Annotated in this window: 21 protein-coding genes; 8 read left to right on the top strand and 13 right to left on the bottom strand. The window is 50.0% G+C overall.

What is annotated here, in order from left to right; genetic code table 11:
• Positions 1 to 50 precede the first annotated feature (50 nt).
• Positions 51 to 542, bottom strand: coding sequence for a low molecular weight protein-tyrosine-phosphatase (locus tag L4C36_RS05275; RefSeq protein ID WP_428476742.1), 492 nt, complete (start codon positions 540 to 542; stop codon positions 51 to 53).
• 37 nt (positions 543 to 579) lie between these two features.
• Complete coding sequence (locus tag L4C36_RS05270; RefSeq protein ID WP_428476741.1) at positions 580 to 1275, bottom strand: SDR family oxidoreductase; 696 nt, start codon at positions 1273 to 1275, stop codon at positions 580 to 582.
• A 130-nt stretch (positions 1276 to 1405) separates the two neighbouring features.
• On the opposite strand from L4C36_RS05270, the gene L4C36_RS05265 reads away from it, so the two are divergent.
• Positions 1406 to 2128, top strand: coding sequence for an SDR family NAD(P)-dependent oxidoreductase (locus L4C36_RS05265; RefSeq protein WP_428476740.1), 723 nt, complete (start codon positions 1406 to 1408; stop codon positions 2126 to 2128).
• Positions 2129 to 2180: 52 nt separating this feature from the next.
• Here the strand turns inward: L4C36_RS05265 and L4C36_RS05260 are convergent, their stop codons facing one another.
• On the bottom strand, positions 2181 to 2885 hold the full coding sequence (locus L4C36_RS05260; RefSeq protein WP_428476739.1) for a DUF3313 domain-containing protein: 705 nt from the start codon (positions 2883 to 2885) through the stop codon (positions 2181 to 2183).
• A 209-nt stretch (positions 2886 to 3094) separates the two neighbouring features.
• Here L4C36_RS05260 and L4C36_RS05255 point away from each other — a divergent pair, with 209 nt between their 5' ends.
• From L4C36_RS05255 to L4C36_RS05245, 3 genes are all read left to right on the top strand, one after another.
• Positions 3095 to 3862 (top strand): adenosylcobinamide-GDP ribazoletransferase, encoded by a 768-nt coding sequence (locus L4C36_RS05255; protein WP_428476738.1) that lies wholly within the window; start codon positions 3095 to 3097, stop codon positions 3860 to 3862.
• A gap of 38 nt (positions 3863 to 3900) precedes the next feature.
• Positions 3901 to 4548 (top strand): cob(I)yrinic acid a,c-diamide adenosyltransferase, encoded by a 648-nt coding sequence (gene cobO / locus L4C36_RS05250; protein ID WP_428476826.1) that lies wholly within the window; start codon positions 3901 to 3903, stop codon positions 4546 to 4548.
• 247 nt (positions 4549 to 4795) lie between these two features.
• Positions 4796 to 5230 (top strand): phosphate-starvation-inducible protein PsiE, encoded by a 435-nt coding sequence (locus L4C36_RS05245; protein WP_428476737.1) that lies wholly within the window; start codon positions 4796 to 4798, stop codon positions 5228 to 5230.
• A 457-nt stretch (positions 5231 to 5687) separates the two neighbouring features.
• Here the strand turns inward: L4C36_RS05245 and L4C36_RS05240 are convergent, their stop codons facing one another.
• Positions 5688 to 6704 carry a metal-dependent hydrolase gene (locus tag L4C36_RS05240; protein WP_428476736.1) on the bottom strand — a complete coding sequence of 339 codons (1017 nt, stop codon included), beginning with the start codon at positions 6702 to 6704 and terminating at the stop codon, positions 5688 to 5690.
• 256 nt (positions 6705 to 6960) lie between these two features.
• Here L4C36_RS05240 and L4C36_RS05235 point away from each other — a divergent pair, with 256 nt between their 5' ends.
• Positions 6961 to 7416 (top strand): CBS domain-containing protein, encoded by a 456-nt coding sequence (locus tag L4C36_RS05235; protein ID WP_428476735.1) that lies wholly within the window; start codon positions 6961 to 6963, stop codon positions 7414 to 7416.
• A 124-nt stretch (positions 7417 to 7540) separates the two neighbouring features.
• Here the strand turns inward: L4C36_RS05235 and L4C36_RS05230 are convergent, their stop codons facing one another.
• From L4C36_RS05230 to apbC, 3 genes are all read right to left on the bottom strand, one after another.
• A complete protein-coding gene (locus L4C36_RS05230) occupies positions 7541 to 9670 on the bottom strand; it encodes an AsmA family protein (protein WP_428476734.1) in 2130 nt (709 codons plus the stop codon).
• A gap of 219 nt (positions 9671 to 9889) precedes the next feature.
• Complete coding sequence (gene udk, locus L4C36_RS05225) at positions 9890 to 10534, bottom strand: uridine kinase (protein ID WP_428476733.1); 645 nt, start codon at positions 10532 to 10534, stop codon at positions 9890 to 9892.
• A gap of 204 nt (positions 10535 to 10738) precedes the next feature.
• A complete protein-coding gene (apbC, locus tag L4C36_RS05220) occupies positions 10739 to 11830 on the bottom strand; it encodes an iron-sulfur cluster carrier protein ApbC (protein WP_428476732.1) in 1092 nt (363 codons plus the stop codon).
• A 167-nt stretch (positions 11831 to 11997) separates the two neighbouring features.
• Here apbC and metG point away from each other — a divergent pair, with 167 nt between their 5' ends.
• Entirely contained in the window at positions 11998 to 14049 is a 2052-nt protein-coding gene (gene metG / locus L4C36_RS05215; RefSeq protein ID WP_428476731.1) for a methionine--tRNA ligase, read from the top strand.
• Positions 14050 to 14419: 370 nt separating this feature from the next.
• On the opposite strand, the gene L4C36_RS05210 is transcribed toward metG, so the two are convergent.
• The 6 genes from L4C36_RS05210 to lrp form a co-directional block, all read right to left on the bottom strand.
• On the bottom strand, positions 14420 to 15793 hold the full coding sequence (locus tag L4C36_RS05210; protein WP_428476730.1) for a YjiH family protein: 1374 nt from the start codon (positions 15791 to 15793) through the stop codon (positions 14420 to 14422).
• A 397-nt stretch (positions 15794 to 16190) separates the two neighbouring features.
• Positions 16191 to 17498: a serine--tRNA ligase gene (gene serS, locus L4C36_RS05205; RefSeq protein ID WP_428476729.1), complete on the bottom strand. Its 1308-nt coding sequence runs from the start codon at positions 17496 to 17498 to the stop codon at positions 16191 to 16193.
• 127 nt (positions 17499 to 17625) lie between these two features.
• Positions 17626 to 18966 (bottom strand): replication-associated recombination protein A, encoded by a 1341-nt coding sequence (locus L4C36_RS05200; RefSeq protein WP_428476728.1) that lies wholly within the window; start codon positions 18964 to 18966, stop codon positions 17626 to 17628.
• Between the two features lie 80 nt (positions 18967 to 19046).
• On the bottom strand, positions 19047 to 19661 hold the full coding sequence (gene lolA / locus L4C36_RS05195) for an outer membrane lipoprotein periplasmic chaperone LolA (RefSeq protein ID WP_428476825.1): 615 nt from the start codon (positions 19659 to 19661) through the stop codon (positions 19047 to 19049).
• 116 nt (positions 19662 to 19777) lie between these two features.
• Positions 19778 to 23383, bottom strand: a complete 3606-nt coding sequence (locus L4C36_RS05190; RefSeq protein WP_428476727.1) for a DNA translocase FtsK 4TM domain-containing protein — start codon at positions 23381 to 23383, stop codon at positions 19778 to 19780.
• Positions 23384 to 23669: 286 nt separating this feature from the next.
• Positions 23670 to 24164: a leucine-responsive transcriptional regulator Lrp gene (gene lrp / locus L4C36_RS05185; RefSeq protein ID WP_036832575.1), complete on the bottom strand. Its 495-nt coding sequence runs from the start codon at positions 24162 to 24164 to the stop codon at positions 23670 to 23672.
• Between the two features lie 155 nt (positions 24165 to 24319).
• Between lrp and ald the strand changes: the two genes are divergently transcribed.
• Both ald and trxB read left to right on the top strand, forming a co-directional pair.
• Positions 24320 to 25441: an alanine dehydrogenase gene (gene ald / locus L4C36_RS05180; protein WP_428476726.1), complete on the top strand. Its 1122-nt coding sequence runs from the start codon at positions 24320 to 24322 to the stop codon at positions 25439 to 25441.
• A 209-nt stretch (positions 25442 to 25650) separates the two neighbouring features.
• A complete protein-coding gene (gene trxB / locus L4C36_RS05175) occupies positions 25651 to 26613 on the top strand; it encodes a thioredoxin-disulfide reductase (RefSeq protein ID WP_428476725.1) in 963 nt (320 codons plus the stop codon).
• Positions 26614 to 26647: the final 34 nt, after the last annotated feature.

Genomic DNA, 26647 nt, shown 5'->3' with positions numbered 1-26647 from the left:
CTCAGCGCTTTCAAGCCATGGCACAATCAGGATAGCAATGAGTTCTCGTACTAACGTGAAAGGTGCATCAACAGACCATCGGCGGCTTGTTCTACCAAATCAAGTACATGATCAAAGCCACGTTGACCGCCATAATACGGATCGGGAATTTCTTCTATCAGGCTTTCACCATACTGCAAAAACAACCCCAGTTTGTGTTGGTATTCAGCCGGACACAGAGCGGTTAAAACACGTAAGTTGTCGCGATCAGCGGCTAAAATCAGGTCAAACTGACTAAAATCGTCATCTGTTACCTTTCTCGCCTTCACTCCCTTAAAGCGGTAACCTCTCGCTTCACCCGCCGCTTGTGAGCGCGGATCGGGCCGCTCACCACGGTGATACCCTTGTGTCCCCGCCGAGTCGACGATAACCGGAATATTTTGCTCTTTGGCTTTTGTGCGTAATACCACTTCTGCCGTCGGTGAACGGCAAATGTTGCCCATACACACCACCAGCACTTTCTTTTCCACCATAATGCCGCTTTCTCCCTTTGCTATGCCCATCGTCGTCATTTGCCGTATGCATTAATAGACAACCGTGCTACCAAGCCCGTTCTTCGCCTTCCCATGTCAAAAACTGCCCAGTATTGGCTATCGTCAGCCTTTGTACCACGTCGATAATCCCTGCTGCGCACACATCCACTGAAATATCGGCTTCATCACCGCCCATGTCGGTTTTCACCCAACCCGGATCAATCGGACACACAATAATGCCACGCGCTTTTTGTTCCATCGACAACACTTGCATTACTTTATTCAACGCCGTTTTGGAACTGCGGTAAGCATACATACCCAAGCCTGTACCAACCAGCGAAGACATCTGACTAGAAATACTCACTAAACGCGGACGAGGGGCGGTATCCATCAAAGGAAGCAAGGCACGGCTGACGAGCAAAGGGGCAATGGTATTCACCGCGAAGGTCTGCTGCCACGCCTGTGGGTCCAGGGTGTCAAACGCTTGATCATCCGGACCAATCACGCCAGCATTGTTAATGAGAATATCAAGGGGGCGACCGGCCAGTGCGTGCGTCACGCCGTCAGCAAAGGTGGCCACAGCAGCGCTGTCTGTCACGTCGAGAGCCAACAGCGTCAATGGTTTCGCCGCCGCCAACGCTAATTGAGCCGCAGAAGGCGTACCACGATACGAGGCTATCACCCGATACCCTAACGCCAAAAATTGCTGGATCAAGGCCAGCCCTATCCCTCGTGATGCACCAGTAATAACGACCGTTTCCATGCCTTCTCCTTATCGGTGTGCGCCGATTTTTCACCGGCGCAGTGTTAATGATCCGTAACACTGCACTTTTACGTCGATGTTATCGTATGAATCCATACAGCAGACAAACGGACATGAGGGACATCACACAGTGAACATTCTGATCATTGGAGGCTCAGGCGGCATCGGCCAGGCACTCATCGCACACTTTAGCCATGCCTATCCTGACGCCAATATATATGCAACGTATCACACCACCTCTCCGATTAACATCCCCCACACAGGCAACACATCCGGTGTCGTCTGGTTGCAAGCCGATATCACGCAGGAAGGCGATATCACACACCTTGCGCAAGTCATACCGCCGCTGACCTTACTCATTAATGCAGCAGGACTGCTCCACCAACCGGATCAGGGTCCAGAAAAGTCGATTGCGCATGTCGACGGTGATTTTTTTATGACGAATCTGAGTACCAATGTGTTACCTACCGTACTCTTGGCGAAACACTTCGCCCCCCACTTAAAAGCCAGCCCGCGCAGCCATTTCATTGCGTTGTCAGCCCGTGTCGGCAGCATTGAAGATAACCGCGCGGGAGGCTGGATCAGCTATCGGTGCGCGAAAGCTGCGCTCAATATGGCCCTGAAAACCATCAGTATTGAATGGCACTACAAACTGCCACGCTGCTGTGTGTTTGCGTTCCATCCAGGTACCACCGATACCGCACTGTCTCAGCCTTTTCAGAGAAACGTGCCGACAGGCAAGCTGTTCTCGCCGGAGTTCGTTGCCCACGGTTTAGCACAGTTGATCCACACCACAGGGCCAAAAGATTCCGGTCAGTTTTTCAGCTACGACGGCCAAGTGATCCCTTGGTGATCAGAATGTGCCCCCTGTGGCAACAAGGCACCCCAGCAGTGCTGCTCGGCCATCAGCTATTTTGCTTCGCTTCATAGGCTGTAATGCGAATGAAATCGACAATGTCTTGAGTGAATTTATCGACGGCGGCTTTGATCTGTTCATAACGCAAGGTTTCAGCGTCATTTTCCAAAATGTCTTCGGCCAACAACACACTGACACGTTCTGCCAGTACCTCACCGGAAACGCTGTCCAGCAGTTGTGACTCAACCAAGATGCGCACATTCCTATCACGGGTGCCCAGCAAGGCTTTCGCCCCGCCGATCAGCGCCCCATAGGGCAAAACTTCGGTAATTTGCAACTCTTCCATCTCGGTGCTGGCACGGGTGATATCGATTTTCAGGGTCGCGGTATGAGGGTTGGCCACCTCAACAATCGGCGTGCCCACCGATAATTGCTGGCTCACGCGCTGCGTCAACCGTTGTGACACTTTTTCGAGTACCGATGTCGGTATTTGATCTACATTTTGCGCCAGTGGGTGCAGGGCTACAGGCTCGACAATCAACGCGGTATAACGGGTCACATCCAGTGACGGAGACACCCATTGCAGGCCCGTTGTCTCCTCAATATAGCGTACTTCCGTTAAGGGTTGATTCGTTTTAAGGGTCACCGCCGCTTGTTCTTCCGACGTGGGTAAACGACTGGTACACCCGATGGTACTAGCCACTCCCGCTACCATCACCACGATCATTCCCCACTTTTTAATGCTACGGCGCATGCGTTCTCCCCTTTTTTGCTTGGCTATTATTTACTCAATACCTTGCCATTATACAGAATGATAGACTGTTTAAAACCGGCGACCGATAAGTCGGAAAAGAACAGGTATTCACACTGTGAGATCACCTTTCACTGGTATCTCCTACTGGTTTACAGTAACGTATCTGTCTCTTTTATCGCTCATTTTCTCAACACAGACGACCGTTCATCATGAAGCAGCAATGGCACATTTTTCTGATCGCACTCGCTTTTTTTACCCGTATTCCTATTCCTGCCGATACGCCCTATTCCACCGAGCGACTCAATCAAGCTAACCGGTATTTTGCCGCTGTCGGGATCATCGTCGGGCTGATCAGTGCAGGCACCTTTTGGCTGGCCCATTACCTGTTTCCGAGTGCCATTGCGGTATTGATCGCCATGATCGCCAGTTTATTGATCACAGGGGCTTTCCATGAAGATGGCCTTGCCGATGTGTTTGATGGGTTTGGGGGCGGCTGGGAGCCCGAACAAAAACTCAACATCATGAAAGACTCCCGCTTGGGCACCTATGGCGCAGCCGCCTTATTCTGCGCACTCGCACTGAAATGGGCCACCCTGACCGCACTGGCTGATGTCTCCGCCCTGTATGTCGTTATTGCGTTGATCAGCCTGCATGGCTTGAGCCGGGCGATATCTGCCAGTTTAATTTTCAGCTATCCCTACGTGCAGCTGGATACACAAAGTAAAGTGAAACCGCTCGCCAATCAGCAAAGTCCGCAAGATTTGTGGGTTTTAATTTTCACCAGTTTGATTATATTACTGTTTTTACCGCTTTCTCTGGCCGTTGCCCTGACCCTTGTACTGCTATTCGTGCGTACCTTATGCGGTCAATGGTTCCAACGCCAGCTGGGCGGGTACACCGGTGATTGTTTGGGCGCCGCCCAGCAGTTGGCTGAAATCAGTGGCTACCTTGTGTTACTTGCCATGGTGGCGGGCTAACCGGCCTCTTCTTCAATAGGATAAGGATAATAATGACGATGACGACTTCCTCGCACCCTGACGCATCTGACGAGAATGGCCAAACGGGCAATGTAGATAAGAACGCACGATACAAAGCCCGTCAGCAAAAAGTCAAAGCGGAGATCGATGCCCGTGTGGATGCCGCACAAGAAGAAAAAGGCCTCTTTCTGATCATTACCGGTAACGGTAAAGGTAAATCCACCTCCGGATTTGGCACTGTCGCGCGCGCGGTCGGCCACGGGCAGACGTGTGGTGTGGGGCAATTTATTAAAGGCACCTGGGATTGTGGCGAACGCGCTTTACTGGAACAGCATGGGGTGAAGTTTGCTGTGATGGCGACGGGCTTCACCTGGGACACCCAGAACAAAGACGCCGATACCCAAGCCGCGCAGGAAACGTGGGCAGAATGCAAACAAATGCTAGCCGATGCCCGCTACGATGTGGTGCTGCTGGATGAGCTGACCTACATGGTGACCTATGGGTACGTGGAATTAGACGAAGTGGTTGAGGCCATCACGCAACGTCCCGCCTCACAGTCGGTAATCGTGACGGGACGTGCTGCACACCGCACCTTAATTGAACTGGCAGATACCGTTTCGGAAGTGCGCAATGTGAAACATGCGTTTGAAAGCGGCGTAAAAGCCCGCAAAGGTGTCGACTGGTAATCACTCTTCCCCGAGGATGACTCCTGTTCATGGCGTCACGCTAATGTGCGACTGGTATGCATTGGACGTGCAATCGGCGTGCAGTGGGTATTTCCCCATTGTACGCCTATCATCTATACATCCATCACCAGTACATCTCCCGCGCTGACCGTTTTTTCATCACCCATACGTTTTTCGGCAAGTTCCGTTATCGCCCACCCCTTTCATCTCATATACTAAGGCAAAATAATTCTTATAAGGATTTGTCATGCCTTCTCATTTACCAAAAAGCTTTAGTCGTCCCTTTCTGAAGCTATTTCACGTGCTTGAAGCGATTTTGCTTGTTGCGATCACCTTGGCGACCGTCACCGCCATGCTCAATGAATTTGTCCATGTTTATGTCAACCGACAAATTTTGCTGACCGATATACTGTTGATGTTTATCTATTTGGAAGTGCTGGCCATGGTTCAGCAGTTTGTGACCAACGGTAAAATTCCGGTTCGCTATCCAATCTATATTGCCATCATGGCGATAGCCCGTTACATCACGCTCGGGATGAAAGAGTTGGACGGTATCTATGTCGTGTGGCTGGCAACAGCAGCGTTTATTCTGGCGGCGGCGACATTACTGATCCGCCTCGGCCACCATTACTGGCCGTATGAGGAAGTGTCTGACCCAACCAAACGTCAATCTGATGATTGATATAAGATAATGGGTTCAAGAGGATTGGTTAGAACCGCCAAGGCTAATGCGTCAGAAATGAAAAAAGGAGCGTGATTCACGCTCCTTTTACTTTGTGTTTGCGACTCTATACAGAGTACAACTTATAACAAGATGATTAACTCAAGACTCAAGCTTGGTTAAACGTGCTTTTTGATGTTTTTTCTTGTAATAAGCAACGGCTTTGTTCACCGCTTTTTCATGCATCCTTGCCCTAAGCGTATCCAAATCAAGCTTTTTCATCGCTCACCTCTGTTACTGACACTTAAAGGACTTACGGCTAATCATACAACTTTTGTGACTTTTGTGCATAATTTTATACCACGAAAGAATAACACTATGATTGCATAAACAAATCGAATGAAAAGCAATCACAGTTTGCCAAAAAATTGTCTCTATGATCGTGTCGCGTATTTTCCTCACTCTTCTTTCAGACTCGTTACGCACACTCTGAGGCATGACAAAGGTTGGCATCAATATCCTGATTCCCCAGCAACCTTAACCACAGCGCAGGCAAGTGCTTGGGTTTTACCGCAGGGCTGTCTAATTGCACCGGCGCAATAAGCTGCCATGCCTCCCCTTGCCAACGGGCCAAAGCAAATTGAAATGGCATATAATCTACCAATCCCAAACGCAAATCGGTCACGACCAGTTGATCATCGCGCTGTTCATATTTCACAAAACCACCGGAAAACGCTTCAAGATCGTTCAAATGTGATGAGGCCAACTGCGGCGGCTTCTGACCGCGATCTTTACGTATGAACACCACCTTTTTCTCATTATCGAGTAAGGAGGTTAACCCTTCCCAATACGACTCCTCATCGTTAATCACCACTCGCCACAGCACCGTATTGAGCGGCGTAGGGGCAAAGAAGCGGGGCTTATCCGCCAATGGCGTGCCAGCGAGCTGAGCCTCAACCCTATTTTCCACCATATTCAATGCCAACCACGACCAGCCTAAATACAGCGATGAAATCACTAACCCTATCCCACACAATTTAGCCATTTTTTCCCGCCACAACAGACTGGCCAATAACGTGATCACCAGCGGGATGGTATAGAACGGATCAATAATAAACATACTGGAGACCGCATACGGCGTGGTGATCGGCCACAACAACTGCGTACCGTAAGTGGTAAAGGCATCCAACAATGGGTGGGTGATCAAACTCGCTGCCACCAACAACCACAAACGCGCAAAAGAGAAACGGGTCGGTCGAACACGTTGCCACAGCATCGCCAGTAACCATGAAAACGGCAACAGCACAAACAGCGAATGGCTGAATCCGCGGTGCTTAACCATGTCGGAGATCGGATCGCCGTAACTGATCAATACATCGAGATCCGGTATCGTCCCTAATGCCGCACCGGCTAATAATACTTTGGGCGAACACTGGCGACCGGCAACCACACCGGCCACTGCCGCCCCAAGCGCAATTTGTGTTACTGAATCCACATGGACTCCTTCGTTATCTTATTGGTGTTCAACGATATTTATAGTTTTATCATCCTACACAGTACCAGAAAGCACAGGGCGCTGAATACGAAAATCACCACTTTTCACCCCCAATTAACAACCATTAGTGCAACATAACGAACAAAAAGCCCCACAAGCGATCAGGAAAACTCTGGGATAGGTCGCAAAACCGTGGCGTAAAATTCGCTAGGGTAAATCAGGCAACGTCCATTCACTCTGACAAAGGGAATATGCAATGCCAACAAAAGTGTCTGAATACATGACGCAGAAAGTCATCACCATTGAGCCGAATGCCGGGATCAGAGAAGCGTTTTTCTTAATGAAAGATGAAGCTATTCGCCATTTGCCTGTCGTCGATCCCAAGGGCGAATTGGTTGGGATCGTCAGTGACCGAGAACTGCGCCGCCCAGGCTGGGTCGATGAGTCCCCCGATATTGGCCACGACTACCATTTAACTGATGATCTCCATATTCAAGACGTGATGTGCAAAGACATCATCCATGTCAGAACCTACGATACCCTCACCAAAGCCATTGGCACTATTCTTGACCACCATGTCGGCGCCGCGCCTGTGCTCAATAAAGCCGGTGATTTGGTCGGTATGCTCTCTGCCGTTGATTTACTCAAAGCCTTTCAGAACAGCTTAGAAAGTCAGAAATCAATGAAGAAAAACCGCACTGCCCGCGCTTAACCGCGAGGCTATCCATCGCTAACACCAAACACGTTTCAGGGCGAGACGCACCACACATAAAAAAGGGCTTACCGCAGTAAGCCCTTTTTTCTTATAACTAACACGTTGTCAGTTTAAATAACCATCAGTTAAACAGCCCTTTCAGCAACTTGTCAGCCGCATTTTTAAGGTCTTCATCTTTGGCTTTATCACCGAAGAGTTTCTCTAAACCGCGTTCCACTTCTTTTTTGGCCTTCTTCTCAAGCTCATTGTTCTGCTTGAGCAGTTGCGCCACATTCAACGAGAAGCTCGGCTGAGTCCAGTCACCTTTCACATCAATCGGCACAGTCAAATCGGCCACGTGATCAATGTCTTTACCGCCTTGGCCTTTGCTGGTCGCAACGACCGAAGTGTTAATGGTGAAATCAATGGCTTCAGACACCAGATTCGTTTCCCCTTCACCGGCAATACGCAGCAAAGGCGATTCCACCGCCATATCACGGGTGCTTGCCACACCATTACCTAACGTGAAAGTCGCTTTCATTGCCGAAAAGTCCGTTTTCTTCTCTTCTTTCACATACTCAGCTTTCTTGCCTTTCAAGGTCGCACGCGCCTCACGGATCATCTCTGGCACGTTCACGCCATAAATCGCCCCATCAGCAAAGTGGATAGCGACCGTACCGGCAATGTTGCTGCGTAATCGTGCTTCTGACAGGCCTTTACCGTGTACGTTCACGGTAATATCACCTTCACCGGCCAGCACATCGTTATTCGCAACATCCTTCAAAAGCGGCTGTATTTGTACGCCCTTGATGTTTTTCGTCACTTGATACGTCGGTAAGGTTGGATTGGCATCAATCTTCGCCGTGGCGTGAATGGACCCTTGGTACAATTTCGCATCCAGTGCTTTCAGGCGTAATACCCCACGCTTGATCTGCACATCCATCGCCACATCATTGAGTTTGGCATTGTTCACTTTGAACTGGCCAATCTTCACGTTACCGGCCAAATCGACGGTTTTCAGCGCAGACAGATCCGGCTCTTTGTTTTTATCCGCCGCCTTTTCAGGCGTCGACATTTGCTCTGACGCGTTAGTCGCCGATGGCGTCGCGGCTTTATCTTGCTTGATACCTAAGAAGGCGTCCAAATCGATCGTGTCTGATGACAAATCAAAACGGATCACGGGAATATCCGCCGCTTTGAAAGACGCATTGCCTTTCACCGCCAATTCATCCAACTTAACCGCCACCTGAGATAACACCGCTTGTTGTTTATCCATCACATACTGCGCGTCAGCATCAAGGTTCAGAGTCATCGCTGGACGCGGTAACATCTTCCCTTTCAGTGCGGTATTCAGAGACAGCCCTTCTAGTGACACGGTGTTCATGGCTTCATCAAGCTGCAAACGGGTTTGACCGTTCGCATCAAAGGCTAAATCCGGCACTTGCCCTTTCGCGGTGAAATCAATGGTCGCCCACTCACCCAACTGGAAGTGATCCACGTTCAGTGTGACCGACTCAATCTTGTTCTTCGCATCTTGTGCCGAGACGTTCAGTGCCAGTGCTTTCACCTGCGCGCTGTCTAAGCCTTTGGCAATCAGCAACGCGGTTTCACCGTTGGCACTAAAGCTCAGGTCGTTGTTTTTACCGGTTACATCAAACGTCGCGGTCGTCCATTCGCCCGGCGCAAAACGGCTCAACGAGAAATTCAACGCACTGATGGTGGTTAGGGTATCTTTTTGATCATCACGTACCGTCGCGCTGGCATCCACCACCTCGATACCTTGTAACGTCAGTGTCCATGGCTTTTTGTCACCAGACGGTTGTGATTCAGACGTGGAGGAAGGCTCGGTAGCGGCCTTGGGTTCAGCGACGGTATCTGCTTGCTTGCCGATACCGTCGAGGTTACTGACCCCTGACGCCAAGGTTTGAATGAAAACATGCCCGCCGTGTAAGCTGACATTGCCAATCTCCAATTGTTGGGAGAACAACGGCATCACGGATACGGATAACGCGGCGCTGTCAAACTGGACAAGGTTCGGTTCAGCAAACCCTTCTGGGTTACGGAAGGCGGTTTGGCCGATATCAAAACCAATGCTCGGGAAAAATCGCCAATGAATATCGCCGTCAATCACCAGTTCACGCCCGGTGTTCTTTTTCACTTGCTCGGCAATCATTGGCTTAAACTGGTTCGGATCCACTAGCGCCAATAACGCGGCAATACCGATCACAATGACCACAAGGATGGCCAGCAACGCAAAAACTATCTTTTTCATTCTATCCCCACTTGTTTCATGCGCCTATGCACCACGCCAACATTGCACACCCTCGCGCAACCTTGGTCAGTACAAGGCTCCTTTTTATTCATCTACCCTGATAGGTCACTTGGGTATAACAATATTGTCTACCATTAATTACAAAAAAAATAGGCAGCCTTTCGGCTGCCTGACAAATTTGTGATACAAAAAAGGCTGACACTGTCAGCCTTTTTAATCTTAACTGCGTAGCAGTTTGGCGATGTGCGCTTTTAGCACATCAATCGCGATACGGTTTTTACCGCCGCGAGGCACGATAATGTCCGCGTACTGCTTAGACGGTTCAATGAACTGCATGAACATTGGACGCACGGTTTTCTGGTACTGTTTCAGTACAGATTCCATGGTACGGCCACGTTCAGCCACATCACGCTGTAGACGACGCAGTAGACAGATGTCTAGCGGCGTATCCATGAACACACTTGCATGCATCAAATCGCGTAGACGCGGATCCGTTAGCAATAGGATACCTTCCAAAATGATCACTTTTTTCGGTGTCATTGTGGTGGTTTCTGTCATGCGCGTGTGTTCGCCGTAGCTGTACTGCGGCACTTCAACCGCTTTACCCTGCATCAGCATTTCAAGGTGGTCACACAACAGATCATGATCCAATGCATTTGGGTGATCGTAGTTGGTCTTTACCCGGTCTTCCATGCTCAGGTGACTTTGATCATTGTAGTAACAATCTTCTGTGATAACACCGATCTGATGATCGCCAACTTTCTCTTTTAATTCTTTATATACAGTACTGGCAATCAAACTTTTACCGGAAGCAGAAGCTCCTGCAATACCGATAATAACGTATTGGTGTGAGTTTTCAGACATATCAGAAAGCACCTGTAAAACAACGTGGCTGGGTGGAAATACCGATTAAACCGATTAACTGTCAGGATGAACCATCACAGACAATTATACGAATGGGTGTAAATAAACCGGATGATTATAGGCAGATGTATCAGTAGATGCCAACAAAAATGAGACATCCGCCACGCTTGGTCATAAACGCATCAGTCAGCCTAAGGCAAAGGTTTACATTGTACGAATTGTGATCTGTTCCGCAACAGGCACCCCCTGCCAATACAGGCGACTGGCGACAGAACCCGCCAATTGAATGTAACTTTGTGCCTGTTCAGACTCAGGGGAAGCAACCACGGTCGGCTTACCGTTATCAATATCTTCACGGATTTTAATGTGCAGTGGCAACTGCGCAAGCAACGGCACGGCATAGTCTTCAGCCATACGCGCCGCCCCACCAGTACCAAATATCGGCTCATGGTGACCACACTGGCTACAAATATGATGGCTCATGTTTTCCACAATTCCCAACACTGGCACATCCACTTTATTGAACATGCTGACCCCTTTAATGGCATCAGCCAACGCTAAGTCTTGCGGCGTGGTCACGACAACAGCGCCTGTCACCGGGATCTGCTGGGCCAACGTCAATTGAATATCACCGGTACCCGGTGGCATGTCGATCACTAAATAGTCCAGATCAGGCCACCAGGTTTCAGTAATAATTTGTGACAACGCTTTCGATGCCATTGGTCCACGCCAAATGGTGGCACTGTCAGCCGGCACTAAGTACCCCACTGAATTGGTATAAAGACCATGCGCTTCAATCGGCATCATCATTTTGCCGTCTGCCGACAGCGGTTTTTCATCGACGGTACCCAGCATCATCGGCACCGATGGCCCATAGATATCTGCATCCAGCAGACCCACTTTGGCCCCTTGTGCCTGCAAGCCCAAGGCCAGATTCACCGACGTGGTGGATTTACCCACGCCGCCTTTGGCCGAACTCACGACCACAATGTTTTTCACCCCTTTCAGCGGCGATTTGTCACCTGCCGCTAACGGAGCCACTCGGCTCGATACCGCCACCTGCAAATCAGCAGCCACCTGCTGTTCTTGCTTTTGCGCCGTCACCCACTGTGCGAGTTGGTCAATCACCGACTCTGCGGCAAACGGCAACACAATCGATAACAGGCCATCGGCCGACATAGAAACAACTTGTGGCGTATCCGCCCATTCAGGGTGTAGCCATGGGTGTTCAAATTGATTGAGCCAATGGGTGATATCGGCCATGGATGAAAAACGCGGGGTTGAGTCACTACGCATGGTTTTAGCGCTCCATTTTTGTACTTTCTTTTCATCCTATCACCAATGCACCGTTATCGCTTTCTATTTACCGTGATTATCCACATAACCATCTAGGCAATAAGCTGTCCATCAGGTAGTATTTGCAGCTACGTTTTTATTACCCATCATGAGCGAAACAAGACATTATGGCTGCAAATCCAAGAAAAATTCTGGTGACCTGCGCCCTACCGTACGCTAACGGTTCTATCCACTTGGGCCACATGCTTGAGCATGTGCAAGCGGATATTTGGGTGCGCTACCAACGCCTTCGCGGCAACGAAGTTCATTTCATTTGTGCAGATGATGCACACGGTACGCCAATCATGCTTAAGGCCCAGCAGATGGGTATGGATCCTGAGCAAATGATTGCTGAGGTGAGCAAAGAGCATCAAGCTGACTTTGCGGGTTTTGATATCAGCTTTGATAACTACCACAGCACGCATTCTGATGAAAACCGTGAACTGGCATCGTTTGTCTACACCCAGCTAAAAAACAACGGCTATATTACTAACCGTACGATTTCTCAGCTGTTTGATCCTGAAAAAGAAATGTTCCTGCCGGACCGTTTCGTGAAAGGGACGTGTCCGAAGTGTAAAGCAGAAGACCAGTACGGTGACAACTGTGACAACTGTGGTGAAACCTACAGCCCAACAGATTTGATCAACCCGAAATCTGCCGTTTCAGGTGCAACTCCTGTTATGAAAGATTCTGAGCACTTCTTCTTTGATCTTCCTCAGTTTGAAGAGATGCTAAAAGCATGGACTCGATCTGGCGCCCTTCAAGACGAAACCGCGAACAAGATGCAAGAGTGGTTCGAGTCAGGCCTGCAACAGTGGGATATCTCCCGTGATGCACCTTACTTCGGCTTTGAGATCCCGGGTGAAACCAACAAATTCTTCTACGTATGGTTGGATGCACCGATCGGCTACATGGGTTCATTCAAGAACCTGTGTGACAAGCGCGATGACCTGAACTTTGACGAGTTCTGGAACAAAGACAGCAGCACTGAGCTTTACCACTTCATCGGTAAAGACATCGTGTACTTCCACAGCCTATTCTGGCCAGCCATGCTGGAAGGTTCTGGCTTCCGTAAGCCAAGCAACGTTTTCGTTCACGGTTACGTGACCGTAAACGGTGCGAAGATGTCAAAATCGAAAGGCACCTTCGTGAAAGCCGGTACGTACCTGCAGCACCTGGATCCAGAGTGCCTACGTTACTACTACGCTGCGAAGCTAAACAGCCGCATTGATGACCTTGATCTGAACCTTGAAGATTTCACACAACGTGTGAACAGCGACATCGTGAACAAGATCGTTAACCTTGCATCGCGTAACGCTGGCTTCATCGCTAAGCGTTTTGACGGCAAGCTGTCTGCACAGTGTGCAGAGCCAGAGCTATACGCAGAGTTCGTAGCAGCGGCAGACCGTATCGGTGCCCTTTACGAAGCGCGCGAGTTTGGTCGTGCTATCCGTGAAATCACGGCACTGGCAGACAAAGCGAACCAGTACGTTGACGAAAAGGCCCCTTGGGTTGTCGCGAAAACAGAAGGTAAAGACCAAGAGCTACAAGAAATTTGCTCAATGGGTATTAACCTATTCCGCGTGCTAATGGCTTACCTGAAACCGGTTATGCCTAACCTGACTGAGCGTACAGAAGCGTTCTTGAATGAAACACTGACATGGGAAAGCATTGCACAGCCTTTGACTGACCATAACGTGACAACGTTCAAAGCCCTGTTTAACCGTATTGATCCTAAGCATGTAGAAGCGATGGTTGAAGCGTCTAAAGAAGATGCAGCAGCCGAAGTGGCTGCGAAAGAGCAAGCAGAAGCGGCCAAAAACGTGACTGAGCTGAGCAAAGAGCCAATCGAAGCGGAAATCGAGTTTGATGATTTTGCTAAGGTTGACATGCGTATCGCGAAAATCGTGTCTTGTGAAGCCGTACCTAAAGCAGACAAACTACTAAAATTCCAATTGGATATCGGTGGTGAAATGCGTCAGGTATTCTCTGGCATCAAGTCAGCTTACACCCCTGAAGAATTGGTGGGTAAGCACACGGTAATGGTCGCAAACCTGAAGCCGCGTAAGATGAAATTCGGCATGTCTGAAGGCATGATCCTAGCTGCTGGCCCGGGTGGCAAAGAGCTTTGGATCCTTGAACCGCACGAAGGCGCACAGCCTGGTATGCGTGTGATGTAATACCGCTTACGTTGACCCTTTATGGGCGAGCATAAGCTGACAAAAGGACTCTTCGGAGTCCTTTTTTGTATCTGTGATTTAACCCTGTAATATATCAATTGTGATTTTGGCGAACAGCCAAAGCAGACTCAATCCCATTCCAGCCCCACTCTGTCATTACACCACCGCCCCTCCTTAACCATGTTCGAGAAGCCTGTCGCATCACTCGCCACAGACTTCATCACCGAATTGAGTACCCCAGCAGCCGTAACGAAAAAAACCATTAAAAACCACACATAAAAAAGGCCACCCAAATGGGTGGCCAGCAGGAAGCGAAACGTTGTTATTGTTAGTATTTGGATACTGTCGGTCGACTCTCTCAGCGGCCGAATCAGAAAATCAAATGCGCGACCATCACGATGATTGGCAAAGTGATCAACGTACGTAGTAAGAAAATCGCCACCAGTTCAAAGAAGTTCACCGGTACTTTACTGCTCAAAATCACTGAGCCGGTTTCTGACATGAAAATGAGCTGTGTTACAGACAGTGCTGCCACCACAAATTTTGTCATCTCGGTATCAATGGTGGACGCTGCAATGATGGATGGCACATACATATCTGTAAAGCCGACCAAGATGGTTTGTGCCGCCGCCTGTGCTTCTGCCACGTGTAGCAACTCAAGCAGTGGAACGAACGGGGCACCTAGCAGTGAGAATAACGGTGTGGTTTCAGCGACCACCAAACCCAGCGTACCAATCGCCATAACCACTGGCAGCACACCCAACACCATATCCAATGAGTTATGGAAGCCTTCTTTCGCCACTGCGCTCAGGCTGTTAACACCACTCGCACGCTTTAGGGCTAGGTGCATACCAAACTGCATCGCGGTCTGCCCCTCTGGTACCAACTCTTCATCACGGTTCGGCGCCGTGCCGTCAATGTAAAGGTCTTTCTTGTAGCTCAGTGGTGGCAAGTACTGAATAATCACGGCTGCCGCCACACCAGACAGACAAATCGATAAATAGAAAGGCACAAAGTAATTCGCCAAGCCCACCTGCGTCAGTACTACCAGTGAAAACGAGATCCCGACTGGCGAGAACATGGTCGCCACAACGGCCGCTTCACGGGCGGTGTATTTCTTTTGTTCGTACTGCTTGCTGGTCAGGATCACCCCTACCGTACCATCCCCTAGCCATGATGAAATACAGTCAATGGCGGCACGGCCTGGTAGACGAAATACCGGACGCATGAACTTACTCATCAAGGTACCTAAAAGTTCCAGCAAGCCAAAATTAAGCAATAGAGGGAGAAGCAGGCCAGCAAAGAAAAAGGTCACAAACAGCGATGGCAGCAAATCATTCAGAACCAAGCCACCGGTATTACCATTCCAGATCACTTCCGGACCGACCTGATAGAGTGCAAGTACTGTAAAGACAGCACCCAGGCCACGAATCACCAACCATGTTGGCGTCAGTACAAACAAACGGGTCAGCAGCGATGAGTCCATCACAAAACGCGGCTTAACGACGCTTGCGGCCAATGACAAAACCGCAGAAAGACAAATCACAGCAGCGACAGTGGGTAGCAAGGCTTCTCCCATCAGGCTTTTGAAGCTTTTCGCCATGAGAGCCAGAGGAAAGGTAAAGTCACCGTTCACGCTCAGCGGGGCAAGGAAAAAGAACAGACCCAGCATCGATGGAATCGCGAACATCAGCATGTTCCGGCTGGTCTTATGGGTTTCTTGGGCAAGTACAGTATCCGTCATCCTACTTCTCTCTGAATGATTAAACCTAACGTGACTAAAACTTCGGAAAAAGTGCATAATTCCTTATTGAGCTCATTATATCGACAATCCTATCGCGCGCAATACATAACGAAAAAATAATCACAAAAAACGAATATCAATTCACAAAAGATCGAACCAATCATAACTATTCAATAAGATATGGTAAAAGCATGCCATAACAACCCATTTATTCTGATGCAAAATTACCCCTACATTTGCTCAGAGAGAGGCAAGTAACACAACCTGACATGAACAACGTGCCATAACCATTCAATACGCACTCCGCATATATCTCTTCATAAACACAGCATGAACAAGAATTGCAGGCATAAAAAAACCCAGCCAAAAGGCTGGGTTTTCAGTGTTAATGCAGCGATTAACCGATGTGTGTCGCGTTACCCATGTACTGACGCAGTACTTCAGGGATACGGATACGGCCATCTGCTTCTTGGTTGTTCTCAAGAATAGCAACCATGGTACGGCCTACAGCCAAACCAGAACCGTTTAGTGTGTGCACCAATTCAGGCTTCTTCTCACCTTTACGGCGGAAACGTGCTTGCATACGACGCGCCTGGAAGTCCCACATGTTTGAACATGAAGAGATTTCACGGTATGTCTCTTGTGCAGGTACCCACACTTCAAGGTCGTATGTCTTCGCAGAGCCGAAGCCCATGTCGCCAGTACATAGCACAACCTTACGGTATGGCAGTTCTAGCAACTGAAGCACTTTCTCAGCGTGACCGGTTAGCTCTTCTAGCGCAGCCATTGAGTCTTCAGGACGCGTGATCTGAACCAATTCCACTTTGTCGAACTGGTGCATACGGATCAAACCGCGTGTATCACGGCCGTAAGAGCCCGCTTCAGAACGGAAACACGGTGTGTGTGCCGTCATCTTGATTGGCAACTCAGCTTCTTCAGAAATCGTGTCACGCAACAGGTTTGTTACTGGCACTTCTGCTGTTGGGATAAGAGACAACGTACGTGGCTCTTCATCGTTCACTTTTTCAGTCAGTGGCTGGGTGTGGAACAGATCACCACCAAACTTAGGTAGCTGACCTGTACCGAACAAGCTGTCTGAGTTTACAAGGTACGGTACATACAGTTCTGTGTAGCCGTGCTCGTCCGTGTGTAGATCAAGCATGAACTGTGCAATCGCACGGTGTAGACGCGCAAACTGGCCTTTCATCACGATGAAACGTGCGCCTGTGATTTTCACAGCACTTGCAAAGTCTAGGCCGCCCGCTAGCTCACCCAGATCAACGTGATCTTTCACGTCAAAATCGTAAGCTTTTGGTGTACCCCAACGCAGTACTTCTACGTTGTCGTCTTCATCTTTACCCATTGGCACAGATTCATCTGGCAGGTTAGGCAACGTTTGCGTGATGGCATCTAGCTCAGACTGCAGAGCAGCCAGCGCTTTTTTCGCGTCATCGAGTTCAGAACCCAGGTTACCCACTTCAGCAAGGATACGCTCAGCTTCTTCGTGATCGCCCTTCGCTTTTGCTTGACCGATGGACTTCGATCGCGAGTTACGCAGTGCCTGAAGGTCTTCAGTTTTAACCTGAAGGCCCTTACGCTTTTCTTCTAGGGAACGTAGTAACTCTACATCGAGAGTGAAACCACGGCGCGCTAATTTTTCGGCTGTTGCGTCCAGCTCAGTACGAAGTAATTTAGAATCTAGCATGCTAATCCTGTGCTCAAAATGTTCTAAAATGCACACTATTTAACCAAACCGATGGCTAAATAATTTTTAATTCAGAAGGCGTTAGGTAACCCAACGCTTATGGGTCAACAATACCCAAAAAGCCCAATTATTGATAGCGCTTTAAAGTGCTTTTTGCATCTAAAGAAGCAAGATAATCTAACTTTTCGGTAATTTTAGTTTCCAATCCACGGTTTGTCGGCTGGTAGTAGCGTGTCCCGGCCAATTCCGGTGGGAAGTAACACTCTCCCGCTGCATACGCCCCCGGCTCGTCGTGGGCATAACGGTACCCTTGCCCGTAGCCCAGCTCCTTCATCAGTTTAGTCGGCGCATTACGCAGATGGTGTGGCACCTCATAATCGGGATGATTAGCCGCATCCATTTTTGCCTGACTGAACGCGGTATACACCGCATTACTCTTAGGCGCACTGGCCAAATATACAATAGCCTGAGCAATCGCACGTTCGCCTTCATACGCGCCCACACGGGTAAAACAATCCCATGCCGACACCGCAACCTGCATCGCACGAGGATCGGCATTACCGATGTCTTCAGACGCTATGGCAAGCAAACGGCGTGCAACGTACAAAGGGTCACACCCGGCTTGCAGCATACGGGCAAACCAATACAGGGCACCATCAGGGCTGGAACCTCGGATCGACTTATGCACGGCAGAAATCATGTCGTACCATAAATCGCCTTTGTTATCGAAACGGCCAATCTTCTCGCCGGCCACTTCCGCCAACAAGGCCAGCGTGATCACCTTGTTGCCTTGGTCATCTTCTTCTGCCATGTCGATCAACTGCTCAAGGTAGTTCAGTGACATACGCGCATCCCCGTTGACCAGCTCGGCCAAACGGTTTTTCACCTCATCGACAAACAGCAGATTATGTTCTGTCACGCCACGCACCGGATCCGCCAATGCTTGGTCAATCACCGCCAACACTTCGTCATTGTCTAAAGACTTGAGCTTGTACACCCGCGCGCGGGATAACAGTGCGTTATTGAGCTCAAATGATGGGTTCTCTGTGGTTGCGCCAATGAAGGTCACCGTGCCGTCTTCAATGTGTGGTAAGAAAGCATCTTGCTGACTTTTATTGAAGCGATGCACCTCATCCACAAACAAGATGGTACGGCGCCCTGCCATTTTGTTATCGCGGGCTTTATCAATTGCCGCTCGGATGTCTTTCACCCCAGAGGTGACGGCGGAGACTCGTTCAACCTCAGCGTTCGCATAATGCGCAGCCACTTCCGCCAACGTGGTTTTCCCTGTACCCGGTGGCCCCCACAAAATCATGGAATGCAGGTGCCCGGCCTCTAAGGCACGGCGCAGCGGTTTGCCTTCGGCCAAAATGTGTTGCTGGCCAATATACTCTTCAATGGTACGCGGGCGCATACGGGCCGCCAGCGGACGAAAATCCGATGAAAAATCGAGGCTGAAGTTATTCAAAATAACCACTCCTTAAACGAAAATAGGTGGCATCACGAGATGCCACCTAGTAATTCAGGTAAGAGACAAGCAGAGCGCCGTTATTGGCGCTGATCGTCCAATTCCACCCCTTTAGGCGGGACAAAAGAAAACTGGCTGGCTGCCGGGATCTGCTTGCTAAATTTAGTGAACGTAAAGTTGCTGCGCTGGCCATCTTGCTCAACCACGCTGAAACCACGCACATCGCCGCTCTTCGCTACCGTCACGACAAATTTACCCATCGAAGACGCGCCGCTTTTCGGCGTCAGTGTAAACGTGTCCGCCGTTTGCGCGACATTGTATTGTTGCCAATCCGTCGCACTGTTGCGGGTCAACAAAACAAACGGGGTTTGTTCCGTGGCATCTTTCAGCCACATTGCCGTCACTTGTTCAATGAACGGGCTGTAGTACCACAAGGTTTTGCCGTCTGAAATCAACACGTTCTCATCCGGTGTTTCGGTGTTCCAGCGGAACAGATTCGGGCGCTTAATCGACACATCGCCGTCCCCTTTCACCAATACATCCCCATCAGGGCTGATCACCGTTTGTTTGAAGTCGGCACTGAATGCATTCACTTTGCCTAAACGGGTGCTGAGTTCTTGCTGCGGATTGGCCCACGCTTGGCTCGCTAACAACATCGGCGCTGCCACTAACACGCTCATTACCACTTTTTTCATCATTGCTATAAACCTTCTGGTTGAAGGCCAGTGCGTGCTCCGCACTGGCGCGTCCTATCTTGTCAGCCACATAGTGACCGTTCTCACCCTGTTACAGTGTGCTTAATACCGTACGATTAATCACGCCCTGCTGGGGGTGGTGCCAATACTTCACGGTTACCGTTATGGCCCGGAGAGCTGACAATGCCATGCGCTTCTAATTGCTCAACAATGCGCGCGGCGCGGTTGTAACCAATCTTAAATTTACGCTGCACCCCTGACACAGACCCTCGGCGAGTTTCTGCCACAAAAGCCGCGACTTCATCAAACAGTTGATCGAGGTCATCATCACTGGCCACCGGCGTTTCACCCGGTAACAAGCCATCTGAGCCCTGATCTTCTTCCAAAATGCCTTCAATATATTGTGGCTTACCACGCGCTTTCCAATCGTTAACGACATTATGTACGTCATCATCCGAGGCAAATGCCCCGTGAACGCGGATTGGATGGTTCTGCCCCGCAGGTAAGTACAGCATGTCACCCATGCCCAGCAAGGATTCCGCGCCACCTTGGTCCAAAATAGTACGGGAGTCCGTCTTGGTTGAGACGGTAAACGCCATACGGCTTGGAATGTTCGCCTTGATCAAACCGGTGATCACATCCACCGACGGACGCTGTGTCGCCAGCACCAAGTGAATACCCGCCGCACGCGCTTTCTGTGCCAAACGGGCGATCAATTCTTCTACTTTCTTACCCACCACCATCATCATGTCGGCAAATTCATCGACGATGACCACAATGCTTGGCATTTTTTCAAGTAATGGCGCGAACTCATCCATGCTGTCGCCCGGCTTCCACAATGGATCGTGGATCGGATACCCGGCGGCGGCCGCTTCTTCCAGCTTGGCATTAAAGCCCGCCAAATTACGTACCCCGACGGCAGCCATCAACTTGTAACGGCGTTCCATTTCACCCACACACCAACGCAAGGCATTGCTGGCATCTTTCATGTCAGTAACGACTTCGGTCAACAGGTGTGGAATGCCTTCATAAATCGACAGTTCCAACATTTTCGGGTCAATCATGATAAAGCGACAATCTTCCGGCTTACATTTGTACAGCAAGCTCAAGATCATCACGTTCACACCCACCGATTTACCCGAACCGGTAGTACCCGCCACCAACAAGTGTGGCATTTTACTCAAGTCAGCCACCACCGCTTCACCAGCAATGTCATAACCCAATACAATCGGCAACGCACTGTTCTTATGTTGGAAATTATCGCTACCCACCACCTGAGACATGTAGACCGTCTCACGGTTCACATTAGGCAATTCCAGACCAACGTACGGCTTACCTGGGATCACTTCTACGACACGCACGGCAGACGCCGACAGAGCACGCGCCAAGTCTTTCGCCAACCCAGAAATACGGCTGACTTTCACCCCTGGTGCCAAGTCCAATTCATAACGGGTGATCACCGGGCCTGGGTACACGCCCACCACTTTGGCTTTGATTTTGTAATCTGCCAGTTTTGATTCCACCAGCATCGCGGTACGCTTGAGCTCTTCCTCACTGGCCGGCTCAACGTTCTGCTTCGCAGGAGCCAACAAATCAAGGGTTGGCATTGGCGTCGTCGGTGCCGGTAAATCTTCATCTTTACGCATTAAGAACGGGTTATCTAACCCCGCTGCGTGCGCTTGCGCTTTCTGTGCATCCCGGATTTTCTTCAGGAACGCCTCTTCATCAGTGAGTTCGCTGTCATCACTAGGCTGGCCATACTCGGCGCGCTCTAGCTCTGACATGCCGTCTTGTACGCCAATTTCTATCGCGTGTTCTATCGCGTGTTCTATCGCGTGAGGTTCGCTGGCCTGCGCATTCATCGCGCTGTAAGTGGCGTCGTCATCCCCATATGCAGTGTGTGCCGCAACGGGTGCCGCTTGTGCTGTCGCAACGTCAGTAAAGGCCGTTGTAACAGGCGTGGTATGAACAGAAGATGAATCCTCTTCGTCAGGTTCAAAGACCGGCTCGACCTCTTCCCAATCATCATAACGGGCTGTCGTTGGCGCGTGATAAGGCGCAGGTTCAGGCGTCACGTCGCTCACAGGGGCTGCCATTGACGGTGTCATTGCCGCAGTGGAAGTCACAGGAGCAGCTGCCTGATAAGCCGTCGTGCCTGTTTCTGCCGCCGTTGTTTCTGTGACAGGCATTACTGCTGAAGTAAAGACAGGCGGCGTATCAGATGCAGCAACGGTTTGTGTCGCCGCATACGCTGCTGCTTCCTCGTCACGCATTGCATCGACGGTGAAATCTTCATCCAGCTCTAACGCACGCTCTAGCTCTTCAATCGACATGCCCTGCGCTTGACGTGGCAAAGTATCGACCACCATACGGTTCGATTCTGTAGCCATCGCCGTGTCAGTCACATCGGTGACGTCAGTTTCCATAGCAACCGATGCGGCTACCGTGACAGGCGCGGCCTGTGCAGGTACTGACGACGACGCCGCAGCCAATGCGGCCGTTGTGGCCGTTGTGGCCGTTGTGGCGACGTCATGTGCTAACGGTGTCATCGACGGCGCGGGTTGAACCGGTTGTGACACCGGCGCAACGTGAGGCTGCGGTGCCGACACTGGCGCGGCGGTCTGAGGCATCGGTTGCGCTGGTGCTGTTGTTTGAACGGGTGCTGTTGTTTGTATTGCCGCAGCCGTTTGTACTGGCGTGGTGGCTTGTACTGGCTGCGCTACCGGCGCTTGTGGCTGTATTTGCGCTTGAACTTGCGCATGTGCCGCTTCGGCTTGGCGCTGACGTTCAGCACGCACAATGATCGGTTCAACACGCGTTTCTTCTACGGGCTCACTGGTGACAACAGGTGCCGCTGCGGGAGTCATCACGGATGCCGCCACTGCTGGGGCTGCCTGAAATTGCGGCTCTTGGCGCGCAAACGCATCACGGCTTTGCGCAGGGCGAACGATTTCAATGCGGCTGCTGGATGCTAACAACACATCATCGGCATCAGGCTCCGTCGCCATTTGTTGCTGGCCCATTTGCTGGACCAGCTGCTGACCGAAGGCGGTTTGTTCTTCACCTGGAATATCGGCAGCAAACGGCGTCAACGTTTCTGACTTATCAGAACGCACTTTATTGAGTAGCCATGCCGAGCCGCCTAAGAATGACTCGCCCAGTGAATCCACAATGGTCAACCATGAAATACCCGTAAACAGGGTGAAACCGACCGCCCACACAAACATCAGCACCAAGGTGGCGCCGAGCAAGTTAAACAACGGCAAGGCCATGTTCGCGACCACATCACCAATCACCCCACCCGATGAGAAATACCAAATATCATCGAAGTTCAAATCGGCCAAACCGCAACTGGTCACGAACAAGACCAGCAACCCCAACAAACGGGTGCCGTAAATCATGTAATCCAGTTTAAGCGGTTGAGAACGTCGACGGAATAACACCCACGTCGTCACGACCATCACCATGGGTAACAAGTAGGCTAATGAACCCAGGGTAAAGAATAATGTATCGGCGACTAAGGCACCCAGTGATCCTGCTTTATTTTGTACTGGCCCTTCCCATGCCGTTTGTGACCAAGACGGGTCGGCAGGATCAAAGCTCAACAATGCAACCATGATAAAGATCGCGGCCAGCACACCGAAAATCAAAAAGCTTTCCAGTAAACGCTGTCCGCCAGAAAGGCGTGATTGGGGCTGCTTCTTGCCCTTAACTGTCCTCAAAAAACACTCCGATGTAACTAATAGATGAACGTCTAACGGCGTTTTAGCGCAGCATGATTGTTCGTGATAAAACCATCAACATTGCCCGTATGCCAGTACGAATAGATAAACTGAACCGATGCCTTATCTTATACTAAATACAGCCAATTTTTGCCATGATGCGGCGACAGGAAGGTAAAGAGTTGGTGAAATTTTAAGAGATTGAGGTGATTTTCTAAGCAGTAAAAACAAATCAAGCGGCTTACTGCTGGCCGCTTGATCTATCGCTTCATGTTGTGATGAAGCATTAACGGGTCTTGATGACCAGATTATTCGTCTGTTTCACTTCTTCCATGACAACATACGTACGCGTGTCATTCACGCCCGGCAAACGCAGTAAGGTCTCCCCCAATAGCTTACGGTAAGCGGACATATCAGATACACGGGTTTTCAATAGGTAGTCGAAATCACCAGAAACAAGGTGACATTCTTGAATGTCTTCTAGTTCTTGCACCGACTTATTGAATTGCTCAAACACATCAGGCGCACCACGGTTTAGGGTAATTTCAACAAAAACCAGTAGCGATGCATCGAGATATTGTGGGTTCAATAGCGCCGTATAGCCGCTAATGTAACCCTGACGCTCGAGTCGACGAACACGTTCTAGACACGGTGTTGGCGACAGGCCAACGCGTTTAGACAGCTCAACGTTTGAAATTCGACCATCTTTTTGGAGTTCATTCAGTATGTTGCGGTCAATACGATCCAATTCCTTGGAGGGTTTTTTCTTGGTATCTACCATTTTTTATTCCACCTTCTTACTTCCTTGCAAAAAAATATACTACAACTTTTTAATTTTTAGAATCAAATACTCTTGTAGTCAAACTATACTGCCAGTAGATCTGCATTTACATCCTTGTCAATTGACAATCGTACCCGGTGCCAAGGGGGAGCAGGATGATCATTGGTGTACCCAAAGAAATCAAAGCTCACGAAGACCGAGTAGGATTAACGCCCCACAGTGTCCGCGAACTCACGCTGCTCGGCCATCAGGTACTGATTGAGACCCAAGCGGGTGAAGCCATTGGGTTATCTAATGCTGACTATGAAAACGCTGGCGCGGTAATTATTTCTAACGCTAAAGAAGTTTTTACCAGATCGGAGATGATTGTCAAAGTAAAAGAGCCCCAAGCAGAAGAAAGAATTATGCTCGCTAACGGGCAGATATTATTCAGCTATCTCCATCTTGCACCGGATTTTACCCACACAAAAGCCCTCATCGACAGCAAAGCTATCTGTATTGCCTACGAGACCATCACTGATTCCTTAGGCAAATTCCCTCTTTTAGCGCCCATGTCAGCGGTAGCCGGCAGAATGTCTGTCCAAGCAGGGGTACAAAGTCTAGAGAATTCTCGGGGTGGCAGCGGATTATTAGTCTGCGGCACTCCAGGGGTTGAAGCCGCGCATATCGTGATATTAGGCGGCGGCGTGGTCGGGGCGAATGCCGCTCGAATGGCGGTGGGGTGGCGTGCCAATGTGACCCTTTTAGACACCAACATGCAGACATTACAAGCATTAGATAGCGAGTTTCAAGGCCGTGTCACACTCCTTTACTCAACCCATGAAACCATTGATAAACTGGTCTCTAGCGCTGATATCATCATCGGTGCCGCACGGGTCCCCGGGGCACTGCCGCCTCGCCTGTTAACGGCTGGGCAGGTGAAAACCATGAAACCCGGGGCGGTGCTGGTGGATGTGGCTATCGATCAAGGCGGTTGCTTCGAGACCTCCCGCCCGACAACCCACACCCAGCCAACGTACATCGTGGATAATGTGGTGCATTATTGCGTCACGAATATGCCCAGCGCAGTGGCTCGCACCGCCACCTTTGCACTCAACAGCGCCATCTTGCCTTACGTGAAATCACTTGCCAATAAAGGATACAAACACGCCCTACACGATGACGAGGGATTCCTTGCGGGTATGCACCTAATCCATGGAAAAATCACCAACAAGGCCATTGCCACGACATTTGGCCTGCATTACACCAATCCCACCGTCGCCCTGAGCATGTACTAACCATCGCTCAATATATAACCAAAAATCATTACTTATAATAAATAAAGATAATAAAGGTAAAGTTTTATTGTCTTCGATCGCCCTATTCGTCCACCGTATTGTGTCAGGTCTGGCACAGACCCGGCGATCAAATCTCCTTTCAATAGTGACCCAATTTTTCTACAATCCCCCCCTACATGATAACAATCTCATTTCAGCCTGGAGAAGTAATGAGTAACGTAAGACACTGTAAACTGCTCATCCTTGGTTCTGGTCCTGCTGGTTACACAGCGGCAGTGTATGCGGCACGAGCTAACCTTCAACCGGTGATGATCACTGGCATGCAACAAGGCGGCCAGCTGACAACAACAACCGAAGTGGAAAACTGGCCAGGCGACGCCGAAGGCCTGACCGGTCCAGGCTTAATGGAGCGCATGAAAGAACATGCCGAGCGCTTTGAAACTGAAATCATTTTTGACCACATCAGCGAAACAGACTTCACACAGCGTCCTTTCCGTCTAAAAGGCGACAGCGGCGAATACACCTGTGATGCTTTAATTCTCGCCACAGGCGCGTCAGCCAAATACTTGGGCCTTGAGTCTGAAGAACTGTTTAAAGGCCGTGGCGTGTCTGCCTGTGCAACGTGTGACGGCTTCTTCTACCGTAATCAAAAAGTTGCGGTTGTCGGCGGCGGTAACACCGCTGTAGAAGAAGCCCTGTACCTGTCAAACATAGCCGCTGAGGTCCACTTGATTCACCGTCGTGAGACCTTCCGTTCAGAGAAAATTCTGATCAAACGTCTGATGGACAAAGTGGAAAACGGCAACATCATTTTGCACACCAACCGTACCTTGGATGAAGTGCTGGGTGATGACATGGGCGTGACCGCGGTGCGCATCAAAGATACCCAATCAGACGCGACCGAAACCTTGGAGGTGATGGGCGCATTCATTGCCATCGGCCACCAGCCAAACACCACTATCTTCGAAGGTCAGCTGGACATGCACAACGGCTATATCAAAGTACAATCAGGCACCAACGGTAATGCCACCCAAACCAGCATCGAAGGTATCTTCGCAGCCGGTGATGTGATGGACCATACTTACCGTCAAGCGATCACCTCTGCCGGTACCGGCTGTATGGCCGCCTTGGACGCAGAACGTTACCTTGATGCGCTTGCAGAACAACAATAATCACAAATGGCCACTCCTTTGAGTGGCCATTTTG

The sequence above is a fragment of the Photobacterium japonica genome (assembly GCF_050337005.1).
Classification (GTDB): Bacteria; Pseudomonadota; Gammaproteobacteria; order Enterobacterales; family Vibrionaceae; genus Photobacterium; species Photobacterium japonica.
Note: the sequence above shows the minus strand (reverse complement) of the source record. Positions and strands in the feature narration are given on the sequence as shown.